Origin of the sequence: Chitinophaga nivalis (assembly GCF_025989125.1) — a bacterium.
Taxonomy (GTDB): domain Bacteria; phylum Bacteroidota; class Bacteroidia; order Chitinophagales; family Chitinophagaceae; genus Chitinophaga; species Chitinophaga nivalis.
This window is the reverse complement of record NZ_JAPDNR010000001.1, coordinates 5,589,035-5,605,103: the sequence shown is the minus strand read 5'-3', so window position 1 is coordinate 5,605,103 and position 16,069 is coordinate 5,589,035. Positions and strand designations below refer to the sequence as shown.

Here is a 16,069-nt window from a genome sequence, read left to right as displayed (position 1 = left end):
TAATGCAGCACAGACAACTTATCAGGTATTTCTTTTTCTTACTATGCTCCGTCATGTGTATGTGGCGGGTACGCGCGCAAACGCCGCCACAAAGTATTCGCCTGCACAACACCACAATCACCGTGGCTGAATTGATAAAGACAGTAGAAGCACAAACCCTTGTCCGGTTTTCTTATGGTAGTGGCGTTACAGAAAGACTAACAGCCGCTGTAAAGGTAAAAGCAGCAACTATTTCCCTGCAAGATGTATTGGAAGCTATTCGCACTCAAACCAGTATTCAATACAGTATTTTTTCGCCTGTTAAGGTGGTATTGAAAATGGATAAGAAAGAGGAGCCGAAGAAAAATGGGGTGGAAGAAGAGGAGGGCACCACTTTTCACGGCCTGGTGACTGATGCAGAAAGCGGCGTTCCTCTACCTGGTTCCTCCATCACGATCGGTCACTCCCGGCGGGGAACGGCTACCAATGAAAAAGGAATATTCAGCCTTCAGGCGCCTGCAACGAATACATTATTGGTGATCAGCCATGTAGGATACGACCGGAAGGAAGTACAGGCTACCGGTACCACATTTTTGCAGATTAAACTGGCACTGTCGAAAACCAGCCTCAATGAAGTCACGGTTTCTGCGGTCAGAAACCACCATACCGATGCGGCCCTGCTCTCTGAAAGAAGAAAGGCGGCCGTTATTTCTGATGGCATTGCAGCACAGCAGATCGAAAGAACCGCCAGCATCACAACGGCACAGGCGCTGCAAAGGGTAACAGGCGTATCTATCACGGATGATAAATACGTGGCCATCCGCGGGCTGGGCGACCGGAGCGTTATTGCAGAATTAAATGGCGCCCGCCTTTCTTCTGCAGACCCCGACCGCAGCACCGTTCCCCTCGATCTGATTCCGGCTGGTTTGCTGGATAATATCACCGTTTACAAAACCCTTACGCCGGATAGATCTGCTGATGCTGCCGCCGGTATTGTGGAATTGAAAACGAAATCAGTACCCACACAACGTACCCTGGAAGTCACCGCCCAGGTGGGGTTTAATTCCAACGTTGGCCTCAACGGAAAGTATAATGGATTCTATAATGATAACCTGGGCTTCTGGGGACAACGGGTGAAAACACATGCCCTCCCGGCCGATTTTCTGCAGCTGTCTAACCAGTATCCCGGCGGTTTGATACAAATGCAGGAGCTGTTTATTCAAAGCCGTAATAACCCGGCCATGGCGAAAGAGGCGATGCGTATCAGTAATATTATGCAAGGTTTCGATCCGGTACTGACCACCAGCTATAAAAATGCCAGCCCCAATCAGCTGTATGGGATTACATTCGGCGACTCCTATAAAGTTTTCGGCCGGCATAAGTTAGGATTGATAATGAGTGCAAATTATTACCAGCGATATGAAGATGTATACAACGGCGAACGGAATCAATACAGCCTGTATCAGGGTGTGGTAACCGGGTCCGGTAAGATCTTCAATCAGCTGCATATCCCGGGTTTTATTACGCCTGCCTACCCGCGGCTGGGGCATTATATTGCCTACAATGAAAACACCGGCAAACGTACCATTAACTATGGCGGATTAATTGGGGTGGCTTATCAGTTCACGCCGCAGCATGTGGTGCAGTTTCAGTTTGTAGGCAGCCGAGGTGCAGAAGCCATTGCCAGCAATCTTACCGGCCAATGGAAAAATACCGGTCTGAATTTTCCGGTATACAATATCATCAACCAGCTGAAATTAACCTATCGTACTTTCGATACTTACAATATTCAGGGAGAACATAAATTTTTGCAGCAAGCATGGTCGCCCCGGCTTACTTATAACCTGAGCACTTCCAAAACCGTGCAGGATGAACCTGATTTCCGTTCCAGCAACTATGCGCAACTAAGAACCGTGCAGCAAATGGATCCCAATGGTGTAGGTATTGGTACAGATACCTATGCTTTTGTCACTGGTTTAACACATGGGCTGGGCAACGATTATGCCAGCGCCATTATTGCTGATCCCAATGGCCGGCAATTCAGAAAGCTGTACGAAGATAACTATCATGCAAAGGTAGACCTGACGCAACCATTTACCATCCGGGGATTGCAGCAGGTGATCAAAATCGGAGGCGCTTTTCTCAGAAGAGAACGGGATTACCGGGAGAATATCCTGGGGTTGCCGGGCAGTAATCTGGGCGGTGGTGGCGACCTGCTGGGTGCCGTGAAAGGAGATATCAACCGCCTGGTATCTACCCGGTACGTAGGCCTGAAAGATCCCGCTGCTTTTGATGAAGAAGGGCAACCCAGGGTAGGTGGTTTTTTATATCAGATAAAAAAATCGCCGAACAATTACACGGGTGCCTATGAAACAAGGGCTTTCTATTTTATGGCCGACGCCCATGTTAGTGCGCGTTTACGTATAACCGGGGGCGTTCGTTTCGAATCTACCGTTATTGAAGCCAGTGTAGATACCAACCAGGTATATCTGCCGCCTATGCTCGATCTGGCCAGTAATCTCCCCGGTGTAAGCGTACGCAATATTACCGACAAACCTTTCTCCAATTACACAGTAGATTATCAGCCTTATTATTCTGCCAATGTTACCTATGCGGTACGGGACAATATGAATATCCGGCTGGCTTACAGTACGTCCCTGGCACGGCCTGAACTACGTGAGCTGACGAACATTTATTCCTTCGATCCCTTTCAGTTTGCGGTAGTAGGCGGTAATCCCGGTTTACAAAACCAGCTCACCAACAGTATGGATTTTCGTTGGGAATGGTTTACCGGCCCCAATGAGGTATGGGCTGTTTCAGCATTTTCCAAATCAATCAGCAATCAGCTGCAAAAAGTATTCAATTATAAATCGCAGGGTAACCTATCTACTTCACCGGAGTTTCCATTGGTAAATTTTCAGAATGATCCGAACAAAGGCCAGGTGTATGGAGCGGAGTTTGAACTGCGCCGTAACCTGCGGTTTATTTCGCCTGCTTTGAAAAACCTGTTCTTTAATGCCAACGTGATGCTGGCGGTGAGCCGGATCGATAAGAACCCGCAACGACTGGAAGCTTCGCGTATCAACGACCGGCTTTCACCCGCTACCAGTCCGGTGTTTGAACAGGCGCCCTATTCTATCAATACTGCACTCGACTATAATAATCCTGCTACTAAAACCACGGTATCCTGCAACTTCAATATTGTAGGCGCAAGACTGGTGCAGGTACAGCTGGATGGTACGCCTGATATTTTTGACCGGCCGGTACCTATCCTGGATCTGGTGTTTGCACAACAACTGGGGAAGTATTTTCTGTTGAAAGGTTTTGCGAAAAATCTGCTGGATCCCAGCTATAAACAGGTGTATACCAATGCCGGCAACAATGGTAAATATCATGGCAGTACTTACTTGTACAGACAGTACAAACGTGGGTCGGAATTTTCATTGGGTATTGCCTACAGAATTTTATAAAACCAATTCTTAAAAACAACGTGTCATGTATTGTTGTCAGCAACGTAGTTCCTACTATTTATTATTCCTGTTGTTTTTGAGTATCAGCATGGGCTGTACGAAAAATAAGGAATCTTCTGTCATACCACAGGACAACCTGCTCACCTTAACAAATTCCAATATCCGTTTATTTAACATCAGTCAGCGTGACCTCAGTGCAGTGGTAAACAATATCGTGCTGGCGATGCCTAAACGCATCATTACTGATGAACAGCAAACTTCTGTCATCGGTAAACAACTCTTCCCGGAAGGTGTATGGAAAAACGGCACTTCTTTTTCCATCCCTACCGCATTACTGGATAAATCCGGTGCTGCTTTTTTGTCTGTTCCGCTGGTTAACAGCGAGATAACGTTTAAGGATACACTGATCACAAATGATCCGGCATATCCCCGGGATTTTTACCTGTTGCCTACCGGGCAGATCACCAGCTTTCCCCGTAATAATACGCCACCGGCAAACCCCGAGCATTTTAAGATCCGCATCGTCAACCTGGGAGATCCGCATTCCGCCTTTAATGTGGGTGGGCCGGTGTCGCTCACGTTTGCAGATGGAAGTGAGGTGGATCCCCTGTTAAATGGTGTTGCCAGTGGTGCTGCTTCCGGATATGTGGAAATACCTTACGGCGCCTATCAATTCAAACTATTTGCCGGTGGAACGCCTGATTTTAAAAGGCAGTTGGTAACGGGTAAGATGGTGCCGGCATTTAATGCGTGTATACCAGGTGCCTTGCCGCAGGAAGGTTTTATGCCACCGGTAGTGACCTTCAAGCCGGGTGGGGTATACACGATGATGGTGGTCAATGGTATGTTTACCTTCGACTACAACTGTACCGGTACCGCCAGCCGGGAATCGCGGCGGGCCAACGCCTATCAGCTCATCACAGATCTGGATCCCGGTGTTAATCTGAGCTATGCCCGCCTGAATGCTGTCAATACCATCCCCGGAAAAAAAATTACGATCCGGGTAGATGGAAGACCATTAGGAGAACCGTTGGATTATGTCGGGAATATCTTCCGTGAAAAAGCCATCCCGGCAAAGTATTATACCGTGATACAAGGGCATCATACCATCGAGGCCCTGGATGCCGCCGGAAATACGCTGGCTACGACCACGCTGCAGCTATATCCTTTCGATAACTATACCATCTGGGCCTATGCGGGCAAGGAGGGAGGTACACAACTGGTGTTTACGGCCAACGACATGACCAATACCCTTTATAAAACCGGTGTGGATCCCTCGGGCAGCCTGGGCCCCGACGATGGTACAGACGGAGAACGCCGCCGGTTCCGGATTCCTTATGCCTGGCAAAGCAGGTGTATGAACTTTTGCAATGAATATACGGCTATCACCTTCACCCATAACGGGCAGCTTTTCCTGCCGGAATATGTGTATCCGGATACGTTGCGTTTTCCTTCCGCTTACCGTAATCTGGCGCCTGGTGTGGTGCCGCTCAAGAATGGCAGTATTATGTACCGGTTAGAAAATATACAGGGATACAAAGCAGACGGCACACCTGATCATGGCCTGAGCAATGATGAATATGCTTACTTCCCGCAGAAAATATGGGTCAACAATACGGCGGGGGGCCAATCGCCGGGTATATTACTGACCCATATCACGCCCATTACCGCTGCCAATACCTTTATCGCCAACGACCGGATGTATTCCGGTTCCTATACCCGGCCACCTGCTGAAAACGGTATCTATACAATGGCGCTGGTAGGCGGACAGGCAGGAACAAATCCGAAGCTAATTGTTATCAAACACAATAAATAATACCATTCATGAAAAACAAAATAATGTACCTGTTTTTTATACTGCCTGCCAGCTGGCTGCTGTTGGGTTGTTATAAATACAAAGAGCGTGATCCCGTAGAAAACCCTGCTTATATGCGGGTGTTCAATTCGGTGGCAGTTACGCCCGATGTATTACAGGGTGGGGGTGTTTCTTCTTTCTTTACATTTCTGATGGACCCCGAAACAGATGGGGAGGGCATACCACTGAACGCTGCCACTATGTGCGATTTTCTGACCACCCGGCAATTGTTCAGCACTTCCTATCCGATCAATGCCGGTAACAGCTCCGAGGGGCATTATGTGATAGATCAATATAACAGAAAAGTGTTTAGCACCACCCCTGTTAATTTTGAATATCCGGGTAATAAGCATGTGTTGACGGCACCTGTTATCAATGGATTTGATCTCTCTGCCTGGGCGCAGATTCCAGCCGGAAAACACCGGATTGTTTTTGTCAACCGGCCCAGAAACAGTATTCCTTTTTCCAGTCTGTCAAAAGCAATAAGAAACCAGGTATTGGTAGATACGGTAGTGGATTTTACAAAGGATGAAGTATACACGTTACAAATACTCAGCCGTGATCTGGATAAAAACAAATTCGGATTGTATGTAAGAAAAGAACAGTTTATTCATCAGGCCTTTGAAAAGGATAAAATCTATGTAGGATTTATCAACCTGTCCGGTGTATTGCCAAAGCTGGCGGAACTTTTCTTTATGGCCAGTTTTCCTGAAAAGGTGTCTGTAAAATACAGTTATAAGATGCAGGAAAGATCGGGCGTATACACCTATGTGCCGCTGCCGGGGTATAACAATAACTACTACACGACGCTTACCGGAAAAATGGATACCGTTATCAACTACATGACGCTACCCTTGTTGCCCAGGGAATATTTTTTTGATAAAGATACCCTGCGTACCTACGATAATTTATTACCCGGAGGACGCCGGCTGCCGCCTACATTGCCCTTTGCAGAATATACTTTCGGCGATGCCGACCGGCCGGGAAAAGTAACAACGATTGTACAGTACACCGCCAATCCCGCCGTGTACAATACCTACCGGTACGAATCCTTTTTGAATGCGCCATCACAGCTCTCTAATATAAATGTGGCGCCGAACCTGAATTTAATTACCAGTTCGGGCAACAGGTATCACATATCTGCCACACTCAATATTATGGAGATCGTATACGATCGGATTTACATGATGCAGGTACAACGTGGTTTCAACGAAATTCCTCAATAAAAATAATGACAAGCAATGCGAGATCATACCAGATATATAATCATCCTGCTGTTGTTGCTGACTGCCGGATGCATCCATAAAGATGCGATAGATACACCCTCCGTCAGGGCTGCTGCAAGTTTAAGAAGCCTGCTGACCAATAACTTTTCCTTCAGCATGTTTTATGAGGCAATGCGAAAGGCGGGGGTAGATACGTTGCTGGATAATGAAGCCAGTGGTTATACACTCCTGATACCAGATAACGGCGCTTTCGAACGGTCGGGCATTACGCCGGACAGCTTACGGAAGATGTTGCCGGAAGCGATACGTAAAATGGTGCTGTATCACGTAGTGCCAGGTAAAGTAAGCAGTACCGGCATTCCGCAAACGTTGAACTATCCTTTTGTCACGTTGGGAGAGAAGTCCGTGTTTACGTCTACCACGGTATTAGATACCAATTTATATGTGAATGGTATTGCGGTGGTGAAAAAAAATATCGCTGCGCGTAATGGGGTTATTCATGCCCTTAAAGAAGTATTGACTGTTCCTGCAGGTTCTGTGCAGGAGATCCTGGCCGGTAACCCACATTATAGCTGTCTTGTTGCCGGGTTGAAAAAATTTGGTTACTGGGAAGCGTTGGCTACGCAACCATCGCAGGTGATACTGGCGCCCACCAATGAAGCATTTGCCATGCATCACTGGGAAGAAAAAGATATCAATAATATGAAAACGACCGATTATAAAAAGCTGGTATTCGGTAGTTATGTGATGAATCAGGTTTTCTTTTTTACGAATGATGTGAGGATGGCTCCTCCACAAGGGCCCTTTCTGCAGGGAGAAGTGCTGTTGTTTGTTGAGCGGGCTAATACCGGCGAAGGGATCAGGATCAAGGTGATGCCGCTCAATTACCGTGATCCTGAATTTGGGTTGCGTATTATTTTTTATGGCGACTGGGTGAATATTCCCTATAGCAGGCCTGGCCAGCAGGCGGTTAATGGTATTGTGCATCAGGTAGACCAGTTGCCGGTCGTACCGGATAGTGCCCTGATTCGATAATCTTAATAACACATGGCATGTACAAAAAAAATATAACACATCATATAACTGTCATCATTGCTTGCATCTCGCTATGGGCAATGTCTGCCGGCTGTCTCAAATCATCCGACTCGCTGATCCGGCCATCCGGTTCAATGGAATCAGATAAAGAACATTTATTGAAGATCCTGGAAAAAGCAGATTCATTGAGCCTTTTTTATCAGGCATTGCAGCAGACAGGCTATGCGGATATGCTGGCAACCAACCGGAATTTTACCCTGTTGGTACCCGGGAACAAGGCGATGCTGGCAGCCGGACTAAGCGCTGCTAAAATGAAACAGCTACCGCCGGACTCTCTGCGGAAAATAGTAGCCGGCCATATGCTGCCAGGTGCTTATGATAACAATGCACTGGAAGGTTTACAGATAACTGCTTTTATGCCTTCCATGCGGATGGATACGGTACTGATTCCGCAGCAGCAATTTGTGATTAATCAGGCTTATTTATCTATACAGAAAGCAGATCAGCTTTACGTCAATAATGATGCAGTAGCTACGAATACACCGCCTGTGGCGGCTGCCAATGGTTTTATTTATCCGATTGGCAAAGTAATCAGTTTTGCCCCTATAGATGAAAGCAAAACGCTGTGGGACGTGATTCAAACAGATCCTGATCTCCGCATGTACCGGGATGCCATCCTGCTACTGGATAGCATCAAAAAAACTGATGTGTATTTTGATGGAACTATTTTTTATGACATACTCTCACCACCACTGGATGAGGATTTGCTGTCCGCCCGTAAAACCAATCCGGCCAATGGTACCATCAACAACCGGAATATACCGGTTGTATTCGCGCCTACCAATCAGGCATTTTATGATGCCGGCTTTCATACCATTGACGACCTGCGGAGATTTGCCTACCGCTATCCGTTTGGCGTAGAGAGCTGGGCAAACGAGGATTACACAGAAGTCATGTTTACCTACCACTTTTCTTCGCTGGATACATTACTGGCACATAATATATTGACCAATGGCATTGGTGATGGTGCGGATAGATATCCTCCCCGTATTTTATATCCTGATATGCTGAAAGGAAAAATCAATAATGGCACCTTCAATAAAATGACCCGGTTAACAGCCTACTCCGTGTCGACGTATGTGAAATATCCGGAAGACCTGCAATTCTCTGCCGCCAATGGCATCGCTTATGTACAGGACCGCCGTCAGGCTGCAAAAATTATGATACCTAAAGATACCGATCCGTTGAAGCCCGTGAATAATTACAATCTCGACAACGGTGTCCTGTATAAAGTTGGTAAACTCTTTTATCCTTTCAATTAAGAAATCAGTTTTATGATGAATCGGAAACGACCCTGGTGGTATACAATAAACTGTCTGATCGTCTTGCTGGGTGGTGTACTGTTGCTGGCGGCCTGTAGTAAAGACCCCGTGACATCCGGAAAAGAAGCCGAAGACAGAACCCGGATAGGCTATGTGCTGGAAGATAATTTCAATTTTTCCATTTGCCATGAACTGCTCGTTTATACCGGTCAGTCGGAAAGGTTGAAGAGTAATACAGCGGCTACTTTGCTGGCGCCTGATAATAATGCGTTCAATTTACTGCGGTTGGGCAATATACCTGCTACGCCCTATGACCGGGATTGGTTTACACAGGTAGCAGTGTATGCCACCTTGCCTGGCAGGTATTCCTTCCGGCAGCTACCATTGGGCGACAACCAACCTGTTTCATCAGCGAATGGTTATCACGCTTATGTGAGCCGCTATTTAGCGGGTACGGATACGGTTACACGCGTAAATGGGGTAGTCATGTCTGATATTGATGTAAAGGCCGGCAATGGGTATCTGCAGATTGCCACGCAGGTAATACGGCCGGAAAACACACGGCATCTGGCACAGCTGCTGGTGAGTGATACAACACTCACGCTGTTTGCGCTGGCGGTACAACACAGTGGATTAATGCCTTTGTTGCAAACCAACGAGTATACGGTGCTGGCGCCTGTGAATGCCGTGATGCGAACGAAGGGAGCACTGAAGCCAGGATTTAATCTTACTACGCCGGATAGTATACTGGCGATCCCGCCCGCAGAACTTGCCGCCTTGCTGAAATATCATGTATTGCCAGGCCGTAGTTTCCTGGACCGGATACACCGGATGGCAGATACTTCTGTCAATCATGCATTGGTCACCCTGAACGGAGAAAAGATAGGGATAGGCGGCAGTGTTCAAACGTATAATGGTACCTCTTTCACGGGGAATAAAAACAGTGTGCCGGCAAAGATATACCGGTTTGGCGGCGAAGCCATCAATCTCGCCAACTGTCCGGCAGGAAATGGTGTCGTGCATGGTATCGATAACATACTTCTCCCATAATCCGATTTTACTAAACAAGACAATATGTGTACAAAAATACATTATGTCATAGCAGTCAGTATATCCCTTTTGTTGGGTGCGTGTTCCAAGGAACCCGTCAACCAATCGGTGAATACATCCAAAGAAACCTGCATGGCATATATGGCGGCAGATCCTGCATTATCCTGCTTTTATGCGGCATTGCGTCGGATAGCACTTGATCAGGATACCGCCTATCTGCAGCACGGACCTTTCAGTTTTTTCGCTCCTACAGACGCTGCTTTTGCACAGGCAGGTATCAATATCGCCAACATCAGCGCCATGGATAAAAAGACGTTAAAGAAGATCATCTACGGACATATTTTAACCGGCAGACTAGGCAGCGCTACGGTAGCAGGATTTTATAAACTGCAGGCGCGTTGTCTGGATACCACTTTCCGTCCTATTCTTTCCCGTAATTACTATGGTCTTTTTCTGAATGGCAACAGCACGGCATTATCCACGGATCTGGGTGATGGGATTGTGCATAAAATGGACCACATCGCATGGCCGGGAACAGTCACCTTATGGCAAACGATTAAGGAAAACAAAGCGTTGACCATGCTGACTGCAGCGATCGCGCGAACGGCTCCTCCGCCTGGCCAGACTTCGCCCCAGTTAAACTATCAGGAAATCCTGGAATCAGGATTACCCCAGGCCGGATGGCTGACCTCTACGATGTTGTGCCCGACAGATGAAGCATTTCATACCCTGGGGTATCGGGATGTGGCAGCCATAGAACAACTTAGTCTGCAGGATGTCCGAAACCTGTTGAACCGGCACATCGTTCGGGATTACTACTTCACCGCTGATTATTTAATGAGTGGGGTACTTGAATGGGGATCTCCGGTGCTGAAGACAGGAGGTAATATCATCTATCCAAAAATTGTACAGGCCAACATCAAAGCTACCAATGGCGTGGCTCACCTGATTGACCAGGTGATTTTACCTTGATTTTTATAACATGTATTACATCATGAAAAAAATATCTTCCTCCACGAATAAAGTAGCAAAGCACCTTTTGATCGTGGTATGTATGCTGCTTTGCTTTCAGGTACCGGTACTCCGGGCGCAGGAAACCGGAGGAGCGCTGGAAGGCCGCATTACCGGGCCCGGAAAAAAGGGGCTGGAAGCTGCTGCGGTTATACTTACACACCTGCCCTCTGCTACCCGCTATTACCTTTCCACGCTGAAAGACGGCCAGTTTTATTTCAGTAATCTGAAAGTAGGCGGTCCTTATCACCTGGAAGTAACGCATGTAGGGATGAAGAAAACAGATACGACTATCTCAAAAATTTCTTTGGGAGATGCGCAGCTGATCACGCTTCAATTAACAGAAAATACTGTGGCACTAACAGGTATCACGGTAACGGCTGCTCCCCGGAAGTCTAAAAACATGCCAATAGGAGCAGGAGAACAGATCAATCGTCAGGTGGTACAAACCATGCCCACCATTTCCCGCAGTATCACGGATATCACGCGGGTAGTGCCGCAGGCAACGAAAGACAATAGCTTCGCCGGTACCAATTTCCGTTATAACAATGTAACGCTCGATGGTGCTGTCAACAACGATGCCATTGGGTTCAGTCCTTCGTTGGGCGGACAGACAGGTACCTCCAATATGCCCGGTAGTTCTACCAGAACCAATCCTGTTTCGCTGGATGCCATTGAGGAGATGCAGGTATATCTTTCTCCTTTCGATATCAAAATCGGTAATTTTACCGGTGGCAGTATCAACGCGGTTACCAGGTCGGGCACCAATGAAGTACATGGCTCCGTTTATTTTTTTGGCCGTAATGCTTCGTTGACAGGACCCGACAGAACCAATACGGAAAAAGAAAAACGATTGCCTGCTGCTTTTTATGACTGGCAAACCGGCGCCCGGGTTGGATTTCCGATTGTAAAAGATAAATTGTTCTTTTTTACCAATATAGAAATGACAGACCGGCAGGAGCCCGTACAACAAGTAGCCGGCAGTCCGGGATCTGATAATATTTTAAGTAGGGAAGATGCCGATAAAATTGTGCAGCACGCCCGGAGCAAATATAATTTTGATCCCGGTACTGATCAGTTATATAACACCTATGCCCGCTCAAAGAAGTTTTTCAACCGCCTGGATTGGAACATCAACGAGCGGCATCAGCTGGTGCTCCGCAACAATACCGTACTATCGGAGGCCCTGCATATGGAAAGGGACCAGTTTAACTTCCGCTTTTCCAGTATTGGATTCCGGCAGGTCAACCGGCAATCTGCTACTGTGCTGGACCTGAAGTCGAGGATCAATAACCGGATTTCCAATAACCTCATTGTCGGCTATACGAATATACACGACTACCGGGAACCTACGGCCAGAGCAGACTTCCCGCAGGTACAGATTGTAGGGCGTACACCCGGTACCACCATTTTCTTTGGTACCGACCGGGAAGCAGCTGTGTTCAACCTGCAACAAAAGACGTTTGAATTTACGGACAACGTAACCGTGAGAATGGGAAAACATACACTCACCGCAGGTACGCATAATGAGTTTTATAATATTGGTTATGGGTTTGTCAATAGCTGGAACGGGCGGGTGACCTATCAAAGTATCGCTGATTTCCTGTCCAACAATCCGCAACGGGTACAAGGAAACTATAACTACTTCAACAATAGCCGGGAATACCTCTACAATCATCCGCCGGCTAATTTCCGCATTAACTTCCTCAGTGCCTATGTGCAGGACGAGATCAGGATTTCTCCCCGGTTTAAAATAATGCCGGGTCTCAGAATAGACTGGACGCATATTCCGGAGAAAGCGCCCTTGAGTAGCCGTACGCAGGAAGCATTTCGTGATCCATACTTCGGTACCACCTATACCTATACGCCGTTGCGTAATATCAACCAACAATACCTGTCGCAGCCGATGGCTTCGCCGCGTATTGGATTCAGGGCGGATCTGACAGAAAGCCGTTCCGTGGTGCTGCGGGGAGGGATTGGTGTTTTTACCGGCCGTATTCCTTTAGCGTGGCTGGGGTATGCCTATTACAACACCGGCAATACATTCGGGTCTATCGATTTGCGAACAAACAGTGTGCCGCCTAACCCATTCCAGCCGGGTACGGATCCTTTATTGCGGCCGGCGGGTAGTCCGTATGAAGGCATCGCAGCTTTTGCTCATCAGCAGGGCCGGGTGGTAAATGATCCCAATGCCGGACAAACACAGGTGGATGTCATTGATAATAATTTCGTCATGCCTTCGGTGTTAAGAACCAGTCTGGCTATTGATTTTACTGACCAGCATGGCTTCAATTATTCACTGGAGGGAATCTATACCAAAACAATCCGGGATGTAAAATTTGTACAAATCAACCTCCGGGATAACCCTACGTATTTTGCCTATGATACGGCGTTGTCGCTAAGAAAACAACCGGTGTATGCCGGCAGTGTAGATCCGCGTTTGGCCAACGGGTACCTGCTAACCAATACCAGTAAAGGTTTCAGGTACAGCCTCACGGGGAAAGTCAGCCGCCGGTTCGATAATGGGTTTCATTTCTCTGCCGCCTATACCTATGGTAAATCGAAAGATATCTCCAATGGTATCCGGAACTCGATGGAATCAAACTGGCAGTTGAACCAGGCTTTAAATCCCAATGATCCGGCCCTTGCCTTGTCTAATTTTGATATCCGGCATAGAATCATTGCCATGCTGGGCTATGAACGGAGCTGGTCGCCTAAATGGCGTAGTGTGCTGTCGCTCTTCTTTTCAGCGCAATCGGGTAGTCCGTTTACCTATGGTTTTGTCAATTACACGCCACAGAATACGCCACAACAGGTGGGGCTGGCTTATATACCTGCCCGGGGAGAAACGATTAATTTCTTTGCCCCCCAATATGCTGCTGATGGCAAGACTGTGATCAGCACGGCGCAGGAGCAGGCGGCCGCCTTCGATCAGTTTATCGATGACAACAAATACCTGCAATCACGCCGGGGCAACTATACGGAACGCAATACCGGCAGAACGCCCTGGAATGTAAATGCAGATCTGCACTTCGCGCAGGAGTTTCATCTCTTTACAAATAAGCCGGTAAAAGATCATCATATCATAACATTGACGGTAGATATAATGAATTTTACAAATTTGATTAACAAAGAATGGGGCTGGGCCTATTTTGCGCCCAATACCTATAATGCCACAGCCAGTATTGGTTTGCAGCCCTACATTCCTGGCCGTAGTGCACAGGGGTATCCGCTTTACCAGTTCAAAGATCCGGGTAAGCCTTATTCCATTGACCCGCTGGCATCGCGCTGGCAAATGCAGTTAGGGCTGCGATACAGTTTGTAACAGTAGCATAGAAGCCGGAGACAAGGAAGAAAAAGCTTGTCAGTACAGCCAGACCGTAAAGATAGAAAACAGGCCTTTGCAAAAAGGTTGGTTTTGTATCTTTGCGGTCTTATGTTTAAAGAGCTTGCTGTCCGCTACTGGGGGTATATCGTGCATGTGGGTATAGATCCGGCTATGTCTTTTATAGAAGCGCGGCGTATCAAGCTGCTTAATCTGCTGGCATTACCTTGTATACCGTTCATGTTTTTCTATGCCATACTGAACACTTGTCAGCACCGCTACCTGCTGGCTTCACTCAATCTCACCACCACGCTGGTGAACATCACCGTACTACTGATGCATCGGTATCGGATGTATTATAGCGCCCGGATTGTTATGATCTTTTTCAGTGTGGTACTGTATACCTTCACCGGTATGTTTTTCCATAACGGGGCAGAATATTTTCTGCTCAACATCCTTATCCTGAGTATCCTGGTATATGACAACCGGTGGATCGTTGTGGGATTGAGTCTGATGGTGATTGCAGCCTTTCTGCTGATCCTGTTTCTGCCACAGCAATGGTACCTGGCCCCACCAGTACCGCAGGTAAGGGTCTGGAGTAATGTGAGTGTTTCGTTACTGTTTATTATCGTGGCACTGAGCTTCTTCAAATATATACAATCAGACTACCAGCAGCAGATCGAGCAGCAACGGCAGGAGCTGGCCGCCATGAACAAAGACAAGGAAAAACTTTTTTCTGTAGTTGCGCATGATATCCGTAGTCCGCTGGCCACGCTGGAAGTATTGCTGGATATGTACCGGAAGGGAGAATATCCGGCGCAGGAAATGAGCGCTGCCACAGAAGCCTTATACCAGAAAATTGTAGAGATGGGCGGCTCACTGGACAACGTACTCCGGTGGAGTGCCCGTAATATCCGGGGTATCCGCTGGCGCCCGGAATCCTTTCCCCTGGCGCCGCTCGTGCAGGAGGTGTTGTCTTTCTGCCAGCTGTTGATCCAGCAGAAACAACTGGTGCTGCAAGTGGAAATACCTGTCGTGATTGAATTGTATGCTGATAGGGACCAGGTATCTGTGATTCTTCGTAATATTCTCAATAATGCTATTAAATTCAGCTATACCGGAGAGAGCATTAGCGTGCGCGCAGAACAGGATCAGGAGATGGTACAGATTCAGGTGGCAGACCAGGGAACCGGCATGCCGGCCGAACAGTTAGCTATCCTGTTTTCCGGTGCGCCTGGTCAGGCTAACGGTACCTACGGCGAATGGGGAACAGGACTTGGCATGTTGCTTTGCAAGGAATTTACAGAACAGAACAAAGGTCACATCACGGCAGCAAGTACAGTGGGTAAAGGTACCTTGTTTACCGTCACATTGCCGGTAGCAGAGGAAGACGAATGAAAAGCGAATGAATAGATGTTAGGGAGGTATACCGTAAAATACCGGAAGCGTTGCCGGAAATGGCAGTGTGGAATGCTGCTTTATGCGGCGTTCCACAAAATAAATACATGAAAGGGATGGGTATGGTGGTCGGTTGTTTTTATAAGGGCGTGTTGATAGCAGAAGAAGATAACCCGGAGCTATTTTAACCATATGGCATTAGGTGGCTCAAAATTAAATAGATCTTCCGGGCTATAATTCTTCTATTCAACCATTAGAGAGAATATCTTGACCTGGTAAAGGTCGCAAAACAGGAGGTTATCCGGAATAACTACCTTGTAGCGCAGTGGGCACTTAAGCGGAGAATCAGATGACGCATCATTATACATCTCTATAAGCCTGGAATCCTCTTTTACAGG

Annotated in this window: 9 protein-coding genes; all 9 read left to right on the top strand. The window is 47.4% G+C overall.

The features are described from left to right. Positions 1 to 2: 2 nt before the first annotated feature. The 9 genes from OL444_RS21685 (at position 3) to OL444_RS21645 (ending at position 15,671) form a co-directional block, all read left to right on the top strand. Complete coding sequence (locus OL444_RS21685) at positions 3 to 3,449, top strand: TonB-dependent receptor (protein WP_264729754.1); 3,447 nt, start codon at positions 3 to 5, stop codon at positions 3,447 to 3,449. A 25-nt stretch (positions 3,450 to 3,474) separates the two neighbouring features. Beyond that, positions 3,475 to 5,265 carry a hypothetical protein gene (locus OL444_RS21680; protein WP_264729755.1) on the top strand — a complete coding sequence of 597 codons (1,791 nt, stop codon included), beginning with the start codon at positions 3,475 to 3,477 and terminating at the stop codon, positions 5,263 to 5,265. Positions 5,266 to 5,273: 8 nt separating this feature from the next. Continuing rightward, positions 5,274 to 6,530 carry a hypothetical protein gene (locus tag OL444_RS21675; protein WP_264729756.1) on the top strand — a complete coding sequence of 419 codons (1,257 nt, stop codon included), beginning with the start codon at positions 5,274 to 5,276 and terminating at the stop codon, positions 6,528 to 6,530. Between the two features lie 15 nt (positions 6,531 to 6,545). After that, positions 6,546 to 7,565, top strand: coding sequence for a fasciclin domain-containing protein (locus OL444_RS21670; protein ID WP_264729757.1), 1,020 nt, complete (start codon positions 6,546 to 6,548; stop codon positions 7,563 to 7,565). A gap of 17 nt (positions 7,566 to 7,582) precedes the next feature. Continuing rightward, entirely contained in the window at positions 7,583 to 8,887 is a 1,305-nt protein-coding gene (locus tag OL444_RS21665) for a fasciclin domain-containing protein (protein ID WP_264729758.1), read from the top strand. A 12-nt stretch (positions 8,888 to 8,899) separates the two neighbouring features. Next, positions 8,900 to 9,937: a fasciclin domain-containing protein gene (locus OL444_RS21660; RefSeq protein WP_264729759.1), complete on the top strand. Its 1,038-nt coding sequence runs from the start codon at positions 8,900 to 8,902 to the stop codon at positions 9,935 to 9,937. Between the two features lie 24 nt (positions 9,938 to 9,961). Then, on the top strand, positions 9,962 to 10,909 hold the full coding sequence (locus OL444_RS21655) for a fasciclin domain-containing protein (protein ID WP_264729760.1): 948 nt from the start codon (positions 9,962 to 9,964) through the stop codon (positions 10,907 to 10,909). A gap of 22 nt (positions 10,910 to 10,931) precedes the next feature. Next, the gene (locus OL444_RS21650; protein ID WP_264729761.1) at positions 10,932 to 14,273 is read left to right on the top strand and encodes a TonB-dependent receptor; all 3,342 of its coding nucleotides are present in this window, start codon (positions 10,932 to 10,934) and stop codon (positions 14,271 to 14,273) included. Positions 14,274 to 14,384: 111 nt separating this feature from the next. After that, positions 14,385 to 15,671, top strand: a complete 1,287-nt coding sequence (locus tag OL444_RS21645) for a sensor histidine kinase (protein WP_264729762.1) — start codon at positions 14,385 to 14,387, stop codon at positions 15,669 to 15,671. Positions 15,672 to 16,069: the final 398 nt, after the last annotated feature.

Bases quoted from the DNA above. Each gene is read 5' to 3' on its own strand.
- OL444_RS21645 (WP_264729762.1), top strand. From the start codon at position 14,385: ATGTTTAAAGAGCTTGCTGTCCGCTACTGGGGGTATATCGTGCATGTG.
- OL444_RS21670 (WP_264729757.1), top strand. From the start codon at position 6,546: ATGCGAGATCATACCAGATATATAATCATCCTGCTGTTGTTGCTGACT.
- OL444_RS21675 (WP_264729756.1), top strand. From the start codon at position 5,274: ATGAAAAACAAAATAATGTACCTGTTTTTTATACTGCCTGCCAGCTGG.
- OL444_RS21655 (WP_264729760.1), top strand. From the start codon at position 9,962: ATGTGTACAAAAATACATTATGTCATAGCAGTCAGTATATCCCTTTTG.
- OL444_RS21665 (WP_264729758.1), top strand. From the start codon at position 7,583: ATGTACAAAAAAAATATAACACATCATATAACTGTCATCATTGCTTGC.
- OL444_RS21660 (WP_264729759.1), top strand. From the start codon at position 8,900: ATGATGAATCGGAAACGACCCTGGTGGTATACAATAAACTGTCTGATC.
- OL444_RS21680 (WP_264729755.1), top strand. From the start codon at position 3,475: ATGTATTGTTGTCAGCAACGTAGTTCCTACTATTTATTATTCCTGTTG.
- OL444_RS21685 (WP_264729754.1), top strand. From the start codon at position 3: ATGCAGCACAGACAACTTATCAGGTATTTCTTTTTCTTACTATGCTCC.
- OL444_RS21650 (WP_264729761.1), top strand. From the start codon at position 10,932: ATGAAAAAAATATCTTCCTCCACGAATAAAGTAGCAAAGCACCTTTTG.